Raw genomic sequence first — 13,295 nt, forward strand, 5'->3', positions numbered from 1 at the left:
TCACCTCAATTTTCCTTACATAGTCAACGATTGCGGATTAGTCTCAATCAACTTCGCTAAATCCTGTAAGAACGCCGCAGCATGAGCGCCGTAGATTATACGGTGATCACTAGTCATATTTACCTGCATTTGTTGTTTCACCCCAAACATCCCATCTGCTGTAGCCACGACTTGCGGGCGAGATGCACCGATCGCTAAGATTGAACCTTGTCCGGGCGGTAAAATTGCATCAAATCTATCGACGCCAAACATTCCTAAGTTTGACAGTGTAAATGTGCCGGTGCTGTATTCTTCTGGTTGCAACTTTTTGACTCTTGCTCTTTCTACCAAAGACTTCCAAGTACGGGATAAAGAATAAATATCCATCTGATCAGCGTTTTGCAACACTGGTGTGATCAATCCGCCATCATCCATAGCTACCGCGACAGCTACATTGATACTAGCAGGATAGACAATACCTTGGTCTGAGTAATTGGCATTGATTAGTGGGTGTTTTTGCAGTGTCACCGCTACGGCTTTTGCCAGCAGTGCAGTCATCGTCACACCCTTTGATTTAATTTGTTTATATAACTTGTCGAGGGCATCAGTAGTAATTGTGTAACCTACATGGATGACTGGCACTGATAAGCTAGCAACCATATTGCGTGCCACAGCACTTTGTAAAGTAGTCAAAGGCACTACTTGACCAGGAACTGCGGCAACTGCTGGCGTGGGAACCGCTGTTGGTTTTGTCGCTGGTGCAGTTGCTACTGGTGTCACAACTGTTGGTGGGGTGATAGGAGCCGCCGCCGCAGGTTGGGGACTAGCTTTACCGACTATTGCTTCTACATCTTCAGCAACAATACGACCGTGGGGACCACTACCAGAGATATTATTCAAATCAACTTTGAGTTCTTTGGCCAGTTTGCGGGCGCGGGGTGAAGCTACAACTCGCCCAGAGCGATGGTTGGAGCCGTTTTGAGTCGCCAAGACAGGTGTTAAGGAAGCGGCTGGATCTGCGGTTTTTGTGGAAGCAGTAGTAGCAGCCATTTCAGGTTTTGCAGTGACGCTACCTTGGGCTTGAGACTTGGCTGTTTCAATTTCGGCTTCAGTTTCTGCTAACAGGGCGATCGCAGCTCCTACTGGTGCAGTTTCACCAGCTTGCACAATGATGTTGGCCAGATATCCTTCATAGAAGGATTCCACATCCATATCTGCCTTATCCGACTCGACAACCACCACTGTTTCGCCTTTTTCCACTTTGTCGCCCGGAGATTTGACCCAGGAGACAATTTTTCCTTCGGTCATAGTGGAACTAAGCGCGGGCATGAATACTTCGTAAATGCTCATAATGGGGTTTGGCAAATCGATAAATTATAGACTTTAACAAAATTAATGCCAGATCGAATTGTATCTTGACGACCGACGTGAGGAACTATTCTATTACCTGGGAGTCTATTAATTTGTATTTCTTATCACGGCTGCTTACATCAGAATAATTACTCAAAAGTGAGAGGAAATAGAGTAATCCTTCAATCTAAAATGCAAAAGTGATAGATCAACTGTTTGAAAGTACTTTTTAACTCTTTTATGTCGGCAAAGTTGAAGATTTTGGTAATTTTGGTACTAAGTATCTTCGCCACTGCAATTGCTGGAGTGTATCTCAACAATCGCCAGCAAAATGCACTGTTGATCAATAGCACTAAACCACAGCAGCATTCTGCCGCCGTAGCTGCTGCTCAGGAGATTGTGACTAATCCTGAGCGAGCTAAGTATAAAACCATACCTTTAGACACGATTAAGTCTGTTCTCCAAGGTACTGATCCGGCTGCTCTGGCTCTTGATGCTTTTGATAACAGTGAAGCAGAACAAGCAAGGCGCAAGGTAGAGGTATATTACCCGCAACCGAACCAGGCGTTGGTAACTATCGTCCAAACTGATGATTCTGGCAACACAAAAGTCAGCACTGTCAAGTACCGAGTTGAATTGACCAGCTTCGGGCGATCGCTACTAGCTAGCTCTCCTCCTTTGTGGCAAATTGTTTGGGCTGGTTCCCAAGAGAAATGTTTCTCAAACCAGGGTCAACAAGATTTGATCAAGGTCATTTGTCAGTAGATAGGCTTACACGACAGCAGCGATCACAGAGCAGCAAGCAGTGAGGAGGAACCAAGTGTGGTGTAAGGAGTTTACAGTTACCAGTTTGCTAGAGACGCGATTATACTCTTACGAGAAGCCGCTCTTACGAGCGTCTACGCGTCTGTACAGTTACCTAGGTTGTTTGCTTACTGTTAACTGTTTACTGTTCACTCTTAACTGAGTTTAGACGTCGCCGCGAATTTCTTCTACAACACCATCGCGTAGCACAACTTCGACCTGCATTTTGCTAATTAAGTTATCTCCTGGTTCCACACGGAAAAAGCCTTCCATCTGAAATTGATTGACTTCTTGGTCTAACTCTAAAAGCTGCACTTGCTGGAGATTTTGCAGACTTTGATTTTTTTGCTCTAGCAGTTCGCTTTTCTTTTGGTTGACCTGGTATTGAATGCTCTCAATTTGTTGGAGGGCTTGGGGACCGGGCGGTTGCAGAGTTTGCTTTTGTACTTCTGCTACTGCCCGTTGCCCTTGGATGTCCAACTGTTGCAATTGCTGGTCAATTTGATTAATTTGCGCTTGCAGTTGCTGTTGCACTTCCTCTTTCCACAAGGGAGTGACAATGGCTTTAATGTTGACGACGCGCTTTAAAAGCAGTTGAGGTTTGGAGACATCCATAAAAGAGTTCACGTTTTTTGATAGTTTGCAGTGGACTTATGAGGCAAACATTCCGTTAATAATATCGTGATAATGCTGCATCACGACATGCCGCTTGATTTTCAGAGTTTGGGTCATCATGCCATTTTCCATCGAAAATGGCTCAAGAATCAGCCTGAATGGGCCGATGCGATCGTCTGGTCTGTAACCTGGACGGTTCTGCACTTCCCGATTCAGTTCTTGCCGAAATAAATCCTGGATTATTTTACTCTCCAAGTTTATTTTTTGACTGGTACTCGAAGTAACATTTTCATCCTTTATATCTAGTTGGAGGTTTTGAGAAATTGCCCATTTTTCTAAAGCTTCCAAATTAGGAACAATTAAAGCACCCAGAGATTTACAATCTTGCCCAACCAGCATAATCTGATCAATGTAGGGCGATCGCAAACAAGCATCCTCTATCGGTAGCGGTTCGATATTTTCCCCATTCGTTAATACAATCGTATCTTTTGCTCGTCCGGTCAGAACTAAGTCATTTTCTGGTGTTAACCAACCTAAATCACCGCTATCAAACCAACCTTCTGGATCAATGGCTTTGGCTGTGGCTTCGGGATTTTGGTAATAACCTTGCATGATTTGTGGTCCCCGCAGTAATACTAACCCCCGTTCTCCCGTTGGTAGCTCTTTTCTAGTCTCTGGATCGACTATTTTTGTTTCTGTACCTGGTATAGCTTGCCCAGCTGCACCACGTAAATTCCGCCAGTAACGCCTCGCATGGGTGACTGGGGAAGTTTCTGTCAAACCATAGCCCACCAAAATCTCGACACCAAGAATTTCAAAAAAGTCATCTACATGCTTAGGAAGCGCACCACCGCCGCTAATCATCTGTTTGACTCGTCCCCCAGTTGCTTCCCTGACTTTGCTATAAACTAGTTTTTCTCCCAAGCTATACAGAGGTAATAAAGCAACAACTTGTAAAATAGCTGTTGAGCGATCGCCGATGCCAGGATTAAGATTCTGTAAATTCAATCCCCTTAAAGTCCGTCGCGCTTTAATATATTTCTCGCCTATGCCAAAAAAGAAGTTAATCAACCGTTGACGAGAAGCTGGTTGTTCACGGAACTGTTTTTGCGCTCCTTCATAAATAGATTCTAAAAGACGCGGTACAGCTACCATGTAATGAGGTTTATATTCTTTCAAATCTCCCTTGATGGAGCGGAGGTTGGTATAAACTTGAGTACAACCAACAGAAAGTAGGAAATATTCGCAACTACGCTCATAACTGTGCCAAGTGGGGAGAATACTCAAAACTATATCTCCGGGCTGGGGTTGCACAACTGTTGGTAAAGCTAAGATTTGGTGCATCAAATTACGATGAGTTAGCATCACACCCTTTGGTTTACCCGTTGTTCCAGAGGTATAAATCAGCGTAGCCAGATCATCAGGGTTGCGTTTGACTGGTTGCAAAGAATGCTTCGCACCAATTTCTAGCAACTGCTTAAAGGTATACAACTTTGGGGTTTCGGCTTCTGGTAATGCTTCATTGCTGAGTACAATCACAAATTGAATCGGCAAATCATGCAGGCGAGAGCGTAGTTTGTTAAGTGTTTTGACATCTTCCACTACGATCGCTTTGCTACCACTGTTAGTTAAAATGAAGAGTAATTCTTCTGTTTCGGCTTGGGAACTCCGCACCGCATCCACCGCCCCAGCCGTCATAATTCCCTGATCAGCAATAAACCAACGGGGACTATTATCAGCAATTAGAGAAATGCGATCGCCTGCTTGTACTCCCAAGGCTTGTAACCCAGCTGCAAACTGTTGAATTTGCTGATGTAGTTGAGTATATGTGAACACTGATTTTGGTTTGGCATGAGGATCACGAAGGGCAACAATGTTACCAAATCTTTGTGCTGCTAAAGGCCAAATTTCTGGTAGTGACCCCACACCAGAATAATCTGGTAAATCCTTAATCACTTGGCGTTCTTGTGCAGTGATATTGGCAAGAAAAGTATTTTCTACAAAAGTTTTTGACATCACACTATGGGTTAAGTAATCAGTAGTTTATTTTTCCAGCTTATGCTGCAATCAGGATAAACTGCCCAATCTGAATAGACAGAATTTATTTTGGCTGAAAAATTTTTTGAGGATTTGATGTAGATATATAAAAAAATCTATAGTAGAATTAAATAAGATAAATAAAAAGCAATACCAACTTTGGTTTTTAGTTGGTTGAAATAAGTTTTTTACTAACTAAAAACAATAGACGCCTATTATCCAAGCCCCATGAACAAGGAAGAGGTGATTACCTATGGATCGCATAGATGCTGTATTGCTGACTGTAATTAGCACCACTGTCTGCTTAACATTTCCTCGGCTTTTAAGTATCGTTACCGCTCCAAAAATCAAACCTACCAGACTATTGCAGAAAGCTTCTGAGCCAGGGAAAACTCAACAGAAACTTACTAGCTTTCCTTTTTGTACGTCTTATGCAGTCACAGGTGGTCCATCGTGTAAATTTAGTCCTCGTTTCTGTGCTAGATGCTCTCCAAACTGAATTGATAAGTAAGTTGGTGGGAATAAACCTAACCATGTTAAGAAAAGTGAACAGGACTAAAATCCTTATTAATAGCCAATGACAAGTGACCAATGACGACCCCAATGAGTAGAGACGCGAAATTTCGCGTCTCTACATTTGTGCCGACTTACTTATGTTAATCATTTAATTTTATCTATAAACAATCTTGTCTAATTTGCGAAGATTGAAATATCAAGCTCCCCGACTTTTTTCAGAAATCGGGGAGCTTGTTATTTAGCAAATGATTTAGGAATGCTATCTAGTTTAATGTCTAACTTAAAATTTCAAGTCTAATATTGCTTTTTGTTTTACTTAATGAAATACTAAAAACAACGGCCGCTTCAAATTTACACTATTTTACCGCCTTTTACAATCCCCTAAGATAGAGTTAAAATCTCAACAAAAATTAAAATTAAAAAGAGCTTATATTAACCAAAAGAAATTCAAAACAATATACTCTATCAATCTGAGCAATTTAGTTTAAGAATAGAGTATATAGATACAAATTTAAAAAAGGAGATTTATATATGGGTTTAGTAGATGGCTTATTCCTGACTTTGATTAGTACTGTGATTTGCATTGTCTTCCCCAAGCTTTTGTCTATAATTTTGGCAACAAAGACTAACCGCGCTTCAGCAGCACCAGCAGATAGAAAGATGCAAGAAACCAGCACGGAAGTAGCTACTTTTCCGTCCTAATACCAATTTAATATGAAGACGTATACAAAGACCCCACCCCAAGCGCTTAGGGGTTAAGGGGGTAAGGGTGTGAGGGTGTAGGGGGTCTGATTCCTTTTAAAGAATCTGAGATAAAAACTTGCGGGTACGTTCCTGCTGGGGATTTTGAAAAAATTCTGCGGGTGTAGCGACTTCAACAATTACACCCCCATCCATAAGAATAACTCGGTCAGCTACTTCCCTGGCAAACCCGACCTCGTGGGTGACAACCACCATCGTCATTCCATCCGCAGCTAGAGTTTTGATCACATCCAAAACTTCCCGTACCATTTCTGGGTCGAGTGCGGAAGTTGGTTCATCAAACAGCATAACCTTGGGTTGAATTGCTAAAGCACGGGCGATCGCTACCCGTTGTTGTTGTCCCCCCGAAAGTTGTCCTGGATATTTCTGTGCTTGTTCTAAGATTCCGACTCGTTCTAATAATTGCATTGCTAGTTCTTCGGCTTTGATGCGCGATCGCTTCCGTACCCAAATTGGCGCTAAACTTATATTTTGCAGTACTGTTAAATGTGGAAATAAGTTGAACTGCTGAAACACCATCCCTACTTCTCGGCGAATTGCTTCAATATTGCGTAAATCATCCGTTAAAGCAATTCCGTCTATTTCTATGCGTCCTTGTTGATAATCTTCTAGGGCGTTAAAAGTGCGAATAAAAGTCGATTTACCGGAACCAGAAGGCCCCATAATCACCACCACTTCCCCCCGGTTTACCGTCAGACTAGCACCCTGTAAAACATGGAATTTGCCATACCATTTATGTACATCTTGGGCAATAATAATCGGCTGTTGTATATTCATTTCACCTTTTCCCAATCCCCAATTGCTTTTCTAATCGCTGCGAAGCTAAGGACATTGCATAACAAAATACCCAATAAAGCAAGCCAATAAATAAATAAACTTCTGCATAACGATTCAAATACTGTGGTTGTGCCAAAATTGAACGGGAAATACCAGTTAATTCTAATAATCCCACTATTGATAATAAGGAAGTATCTTTAAATAAACCTATAAATTGCCCAACCAAAGCCGGAATTACTGCTCGTAAAGCTTGCGGTAAAATAATGAATAACATCATCAAAAGAGTATTCAATCCTAAAGCTCTGGCTGCTTCATATTGTCCAATTGAAATTGATTGTAATCCCCCACGTACATTTTCTGCTAAATAGGCAGCACTAAAAAGAGTTAAACCTGCAATCCCTCTGACGACTCTATCTAAACGAAATTCTATTGGTAAAAATAAAGGTAGCATCACCTGAGCTAAAAATAAAATACCAATTAATGGTAATCCGCGCACAATTTCGATATAAAGAATCGAAAAATTTCTGATCACAAATAATTTACTCTGACGCCCTAATGCTAAAAGAACACCTAAAGGGAAAGAAATCACTATACTTGTCACAGCAGTCACTAGAGTCAGTAGTAAACCATTCCATAAATTAGTATCTACAGGCTGTAACCCCAATCCACCACCAATTAACCACAATACTACTGGAAAAGATAGCGCCCATGCTGTAGGTACAATCAGATTCAAACGGCTAGGAAGACGCTGTGTAAAAACTGCCCATGATACTATTGAGAGACTTAAAATAATAGCTAGTACTAACCATAGTCGCCAGTAAAGTTCAACAGGATAACGACCTACTAAAAATAACGGTAAATTAGCTTGAATTACTGACCATTGTGCTTGGTTCAATATCCAGTTAAAAATATTTGTAATCGCAGTAATTAGCCACCAAACACAAACTATAGTCAGGATGCTGTTGTACCAGGTATTAAAAAGATTTTTCTTGAGCCATTTGCGAATATTGTGATTTGACATTTGCTTATCTTTCCTTGAATTGCACAGTTTGATTGAGCAAATTCATCATGAATGCAATAACTAAACTTATGGTTAAATAGGTAATCATAATTAGCAACATCACTTCTACAGCCCGACCAGTTTGATTAAAAGTCGTAGAAGCCACAAAGTAAATATCAGGATAACCAATCGCGATCGCTAAACTTGAGTTTTTGGCTAAATTCAGATATTGACTTGTTAATGGTGGAATAATGAGCCGCAAAGCTTGAGGAAAAATTACTAAACGCAAGACTAATCCTGATTTCAAACCTAATGCTTTTGCAGCTTCCCATTGTCCTTTTGGGACTGATAAAATTCCGGCTCTAATAATTTCAGCAATAAAAGATCCGGTGTACAAAGTCAAACCAAGAGCTAATGTCGATAATTCAGGAGAGAAGTTAATTCCAAAAGGAAAGGAAACTCCCCGATTACTAATTTCAATTAATCCCCAAAACGAAATTGTCTTTTCTGCTTGTGGTAAGCTTAAAAATACTGCAAAATACCAGAAGAATAATTGCAGCAGTAAAGGCGTGTTACGCAGAACTTCGACGTAGATTAAAGCCAGTTTCCGCACTAACCAATTATCAGATAGTCGCGCGACACCGACAATGATACCAACAACTGTAGCCAGGATAATTCCAAAGATTATCACTCGCACAGAATTAATTAAACCTACTAATAAAGCCCGACGATAGGGGTCAGAAGCTTGATAAGCTATCGGAGTTTCACCAATATCAAAGGAAGCTTGAGAATTGAGAAAATCAAACCCCAATTCAATACCAAGTTGCTGCAAATTATCTGTCAGGTTTATCCATAAAATTAGTGCGATCGCAACTGCAATAAAAACAGCACTGAGTTGAGCAACAATAGCCCAAAACTTACGATTAAACCAAATAGGATTCATTCAAGTTTGGATTTTGGATTTTGGATTTACTTTACTAAAAAATCCACAGTTTTCTGGGATTTTTAAATTATCGAAATGGCGGAGCGTAAATAATACCACCTTTATTCCAAAGTCTGTTTAAACCTCTATCTAGTTTTAAAGCTGAACTTTTACCTAAATTACGCTCGTAAATTTCACCATAATTTCCCACATTTTTAACGATTCTGACAACAAAATCATTTGAAAGACCAGCACCTTTTCCTAAGTCTCCTTCTGTTCCTAAAAGCCGTTTGATTTCTGGGTTAGTACTATTAGTTAATTGATTAACATTTTGCGAACTCACACCTAATTCTTCTGCATTGATCAAACCATACACAGTCCATTTAACAACATCAAACCATTTAGAATCTCCATTAGCAACTGCGGGTGTTAAAGGCTCTTTAGAAAGTACAAAATCCAACACCACATGATCATCAGGTTTTGGGAAGGCGCTACGCCGAGAAACTAGCTGTGAACGGTCGGAAGTGATAGCTTCACAGCGACCTTGTTCATAAGTACCGTAAGCAGTATTTACATCTTCAAATACCAGAGGTTTGTAAGTAATTCCTCTTTGTCGCATTTGATCGCTGAGGTTCTGTTCATTCGTTGTTCCAGTTTGGGTACAGATGGATTTACCTTTGAGATCCTCTAGCTTTTTAATGTTGCTATTTTTACGTACCATGATGCCTTGACCATCATAAAACACTACTGGTGCAAACTCTAAACCTACAGAGGTATCACGGCTGATAGTCCAACTGGTGTTACGACTGAGGATATCTACTTCGCCAGTTTGCACAGCAGTAAAGCGTTCTTTAGCATTTAAGTTGCGAAATTCAACTTTTGTTGGATCATTAAAAATAGCAGCTGCGATCGCTCGACAAATATCTACATCTAATCCTGCATATTCACCATTAGCTTTGACATAGCTAAATCCTGGTAATTGTCCACTAACACCACAAATCAGCTTGCCACGATTTTTGACTGTATCTAAGCGGCTAGTACTACCTCTTGATCTGCTAGTACAAGCAGTCATTGACAAAATCAAGGGAAGAGTAGCCAATAGCAATAAACTCCATTTATACCATTTACGCATCAACATTAATTTGTCATCTCCTTAAATTGGATCGGGGATCGGGGATTGGGGATTGGTTATTCTTTCTACACTCCTAGACGCGATGAATCGCGTCTCTACATTACTCTCCACACTTCCAGACGCGATGAATCGCGTCTCTACATTACTCCCCACACTCCCCAAGCAAGTGAAATTAATTTATATAGTCTGACGTATTTTGCTCAACAAAAAGCACTTGATTTTTGATCGCTACTGATGAAAATATTCTTTATCGGTGATTAATAGTCAATTATCTATCGATTTACCGTTTTTCATAGAAAAAGTAGTATATTGATAGATGAGGTAACAAGGGGTTTGTTAGTTACCCGCAATAGGGCATTATCGCTTCTTTCGTATGATTTTGTTTATTACTTCTTATGATTTACACTACCCCTCTAGAAGCATCGACAGCAGATCAATGGTTTGTTGATAGTCCCCAATTGCTGCAATTCGTTGCGATCGCTCGTGAACTCAGCTTGCACACAGCAGAACACGCAGATACACTCCGCACCTTGGAACCTTATTTTTCAGAATTGCTAAAAACAGAGGGTTGGCTACCAAGCAATTTTGCCCAACCTAATCTTGACAGTAATATGGGCGGTGGCATTGGTCAATGGTTACTGTATCGCTCTCAAGACCGTTCTTTGACTATTTTTAGTTTAGTTATTCCTCCAGCATCTTCTACACCAATTTACGATCATCAAAGTTGGGGGTTAGTTGGTTTGTATAAAGGTAAACAAGAGAAAACGGTTTACCGACGTGTAGATCAAGGGAATATTTCCGGACATGCTCAATTAGAAATGGTTGCAGTACAGCAACTCAAAGCAGGTGACATCTATCAGCTTTTGCCTGCTGACAATGACATTCATACAGTGAAGACTACCACACAATTTGCACCTTCTGTTTCGATTCATGTCCTCAGCAATGATATGGGTTGTAGCTGGCGACATCAATACAACCCAGAAGCGGAAAGTGTGCGATCGTTTCGCTCTGGATATGCCAATATTTCTTGTAAGTAGGCGAACATTCCAAATCTTCAAAAAACTGCGATTTTAATCGCAGTCTCATAGTAAAAGTCTGCTTAAGCAGACTACTTGATTTTATGAAGTCGTATTCATAGGACTTGTGCTATTAGCTAAGGGTTTAAACCCTTTGTAAGCTTGATTTTGTGTAGGTTGGGTTTTGTTTATCAACCCAGCCTACAATTATCCTTAACACCAAGCGTATTGCATCTAAATTTTGATTGATATTATCTAATGCCTATTTATAATTCAATTGGTCAACAATACTCAAAAACTCGCGTCCCTGATGGTCGCATTATTAATAAGTTAATAGAATTACTCAATTTGCCCAAGGGTAGTATCATCGCTGATATTGGGGCTGGAACTGGTGGTTATAGTTTAGGATTAGCTAACCAAGAATTTTTTGTTAATGCTATTGAACCATCTCCAGTTATGCAAAAACAAGCGGTAGAACATCCAAAGGTTAAATGGTTTACTGGCTATGCAGAAGATTTACCTTTACCAAATAACTCTGTTGATGCTGTCATAAGTATCCTGACAATTCATCATTTTTCCGATCTCGCCAAATCCTTTCAGGAAATGCACCGAATAGTTAGAAACGGCGCAATAATTTTGCTAACTTTTGATATTAGATCTGCTCAGGAGATATGGCTTTATGATTATTTTCCCTTTTTGTGGGAAAATGCTCTACGATTTTTTCCACTTAGTGAGTTAATAAATTTGGTGCAAGTTAATACCAAAAGACATGTTGAAGCCATACCTTTTTTATTACCTCATGATTTGTCTGATTTATTTGCAGCAGCAGCTTGGAGGCGTCCAGAATTATATTTACAGCCTGAAGTACGCGCTGGGATATCGTCTTTTCCTTTAGCTGATGTACATTTAGTCGAACAAGGAGTCAAATCACTAGCAGCCGATTTAAGTAGTGGTGAATGGGATGCAAAGTATGGAGATATTCGCAATTTGACAGAAATTGATTTAGGTTATCGTTTTTTACGTGCAACGATGGAATAACCTGGCGATTAGCAGGGATCAGGAGAAATCCTCTAAGGATATTAGAGTATATTTAGTGAGTACTAACTTAGCAACTTAAAACTCTTTTAAAATGCAAGAAAAATTGAGTTTAGAAGATAAAAAAAAGCTTCAGATTTTTGTCAATCAAGCTCAAAGGCTATCCTTATGTAAATTCTTTGAAAATGGAAAACGTAAGAGGCTATTGATGTTAGGTGATCAATCAACTAAGGCAATAGTTGCAGAGCGGCAAGTCCTCATAGAAATGCTTACAATATTACGCCCATTCATTATGCATAAAGAATATATATCTTTCAATACAATTGAGAGTATAGTAAGAAAGTGTATTGCAGATGATACATTAATTCTAGACCGTTTAAACTCAGTTCAGCATGAATTCAAGTTTTACAAGGAAAACAAAAATTCAAATGGATATCAGAAAAAATATTCTAACTATATCTCCCAATCCCCAGATATCACCTGTGATTTTGGAAATAAAACAATTTTTGAAATAATTGATTTAGTAATTAATGGATACTACTTTCATTCTGATTTAGGAAAGCAAAAAGAAATTATTAATTTTGTCAAAGAACAGCAACAGAGATGGTTATATCCCTTAAAAGAAGACGATTTGTCGGAAAAGGACTTGATTCTGAATAATGAAACTATAAGAGAAGCATTTAAGTTTCGCTTTGAAAAATTAGTTGAAGATATAGCAAATTGCATATTCGCTCTTAAGGATTTGATAGAAGAGGTGTTTGGTCTTCCTCTTGATAAAGAATTAGAACAACAATGGCGGATGTTGTATGACTTTTTTGATATTTAGAGAGGATTTATAAGGTAAACCTAGTTGTAGGGTGTGTCAAAGCAGCGCATAACACACTAATACTAGCGATCGCAATCGCTCTCGTGAGATTTGTTTTGCAGTGAGTAGTCAACAGCGATCGCTTTAACCTTAAGCCTTAATGTTGTAACCTTAAGCCTTAATGTTGTAACTGTAAGCCTTAATGTTGTAACCGTAAGTCTTAATGTTGTAACCGTAAGCCTTGATGTTGTAACCGTAAGTCTTAATGTTGTAACTGTAAGTCTTAATGTTGTAACTGTAAGCCTTAATGTTGTAACTGTAAGCCTTAATGTTGTAACCGCAAGAGTCAAGCTTGTAACATTTTGACAAGTGTAGGTTTTTAATAAATCAATGAGTGATGACTGTAAAACTAACGAAATAATCATCGTTTCATAAATTCTTACACCCCTACACCCTAAAATCAGTATTTTTTGGGCAAAGCGTAAAAAACCTACACGTTAAGAGTTCCCCCTTCCCTTATTCATATATATAACTTAATGCAGATA

General features: G+C 39.6%; 14 protein-coding genes. 7 read left to right on the forward strand and 7 right to left on the reverse strand.

Annotated features, from left to right (window positions below):
* Positions 1 to 15: 15 nt before the first annotated feature.
* On the reverse strand, positions 16 to 1,287 hold the full coding sequence (locus B4U84_RS03715) for a dihydrolipoamide acetyltransferase family protein (protein WP_017309716.1): 1,272 nt from the start codon (positions 1,285 to 1,287) through the stop codon (positions 16 to 18).
* Positions 1,288 to 1,569: 282 nt separating this feature from the next.
* On the opposite strand from B4U84_RS03715, the gene B4U84_RS03720 reads away from it, so the two are divergent.
* The gene (locus B4U84_RS03720) at positions 1,570 to 2,094 is read left to right on the forward strand and encodes a hypothetical protein (protein ID WP_017309715.1); all 525 of its coding nucleotides are present in this window, start codon (positions 1,570 to 1,572) and stop codon (positions 2,092 to 2,094) included.
* 204 nt (positions 2,095 to 2,298) lie between these two features.
* Here the strand turns inward: B4U84_RS03720 and B4U84_RS03725 are convergent, their stop codons facing one another.
* Both B4U84_RS03725 and B4U84_RS03730 read right to left on the reverse strand, forming a co-directional pair.
* A complete protein-coding gene (locus tag B4U84_RS03725; protein WP_016864476.1) occupies positions 2,299 to 2,748 on the reverse strand; it encodes a YlqD family protein in 450 nt (149 codons plus the stop codon).
* Between the two features lie 36 nt (positions 2,749 to 2,784).
* Entirely contained in the window at positions 2,785 to 4,764 is a 1,980-nt protein-coding gene (locus tag B4U84_RS03730; protein WP_131115614.1) for an AMP-dependent synthetase/ligase, read from the reverse strand.
* Positions 4,765 to 5,038: 274 nt separating this feature from the next.
* On the opposite strand from B4U84_RS03730, the gene B4U84_RS03735 reads away from it, so the two are divergent.
* Both B4U84_RS03735 and B4U84_RS30305 read left to right on the forward strand, forming a co-directional pair.
* Positions 5,039 to 5,284, forward strand: coding sequence for a hypothetical protein (locus tag B4U84_RS03735; RefSeq protein ID WP_072047168.1), 246 nt, complete (start codon positions 5,039 to 5,041; stop codon positions 5,282 to 5,284).
* 548 nt (positions 5,285 to 5,832) lie between these two features.
* Entirely contained in the window at positions 5,833 to 6,003 is a 171-nt protein-coding gene (locus tag B4U84_RS30305) for a hypothetical protein (RefSeq protein WP_017309713.1), read from the forward strand.
* A gap of 96 nt (positions 6,004 to 6,099) precedes the next feature.
* On the opposite strand, the gene B4U84_RS03740 is transcribed toward B4U84_RS30305, so the two are convergent.
* From B4U84_RS03740 to B4U84_RS03755, 4 genes are all read right to left on the reverse strand, one after another.
* On the reverse strand, positions 6,100 to 6,840 hold the full coding sequence (locus B4U84_RS03740; protein WP_131115616.1) for an amino acid ABC transporter ATP-binding protein: 741 nt from the start codon (positions 6,838 to 6,840) through the stop codon (positions 6,100 to 6,102).
* Position 6,841: 1 nt separating this feature from the next.
* The gene (locus B4U84_RS03745; protein WP_131115618.1) at positions 6,842 to 7,861 is read right to left on the reverse strand and encodes an amino acid ABC transporter permease; all 1,020 of its coding nucleotides are present in this window, start codon (positions 7,859 to 7,861) and stop codon (positions 6,842 to 6,844) included.
* Positions 7,862 to 7,865: 4 nt separating this feature from the next.
* Complete coding sequence (locus B4U84_RS03750) at positions 7,866 to 8,783, reverse strand: amino acid ABC transporter permease (RefSeq protein ID WP_131115619.1); 918 nt, start codon at positions 8,781 to 8,783, stop codon at positions 7,866 to 7,868.
* Positions 8,784 to 8,850: 67 nt separating this feature from the next.
* Entirely contained in the window at positions 8,851 to 9,900 is a 1,050-nt protein-coding gene (locus tag B4U84_RS03755) for an amino acid ABC transporter substrate-binding protein (RefSeq protein ID WP_131115621.1), read from the reverse strand.
* 39 nt (positions 9,901 to 9,939) lie between these two features.
* Between B4U84_RS03755 and B4U84_RS03760 the strand changes: the two genes are divergently transcribed.
* The 4 genes from B4U84_RS03760 (at position 9,940) to B4U84_RS03775 (ending at position 12,771) form a co-directional block, all read left to right on the forward strand.
* Positions 9,940 to 10,119: a hypothetical protein gene (locus B4U84_RS03760; protein WP_131115623.1), complete on the forward strand. Its 180-nt coding sequence runs from the start codon at positions 9,940 to 9,942 to the stop codon at positions 10,117 to 10,119.
* A 170-nt stretch (positions 10,120 to 10,289) separates the two neighbouring features.
* A complete protein-coding gene (locus B4U84_RS03765; RefSeq protein WP_131115625.1) occupies positions 10,290 to 10,931 on the forward strand; it encodes a cysteine dioxygenase family protein in 642 nt (213 codons plus the stop codon).
* 237 nt (positions 10,932 to 11,168) lie between these two features.
* The gene (locus B4U84_RS03770) at positions 11,169 to 11,948 is read left to right on the forward strand and encodes a class I SAM-dependent methyltransferase (RefSeq protein WP_044451630.1); all 780 of its coding nucleotides are present in this window, start codon (positions 11,169 to 11,171) and stop codon (positions 11,946 to 11,948) included.
* 91 nt (positions 11,949 to 12,039) lie between these two features.
* The gene (locus tag B4U84_RS03775) at positions 12,040 to 12,771 is read left to right on the forward strand and encodes a hypothetical protein (RefSeq protein WP_131115627.1); all 732 of its coding nucleotides are present in this window, start codon (positions 12,040 to 12,042) and stop codon (positions 12,769 to 12,771) included.
* The last annotated feature ends 524 nt before the right edge of the window (positions 12,772 to 13,295 follow it).

Source organism: Westiellopsis prolifica IICB1 (assembly GCF_004323185.1).
GTDB classification, from domain to species: Bacteria; Cyanobacteriota; Cyanobacteriia; order Cyanobacteriales; family Nostocaceae; genus Pelatocladus; species Pelatocladus prolificus_A.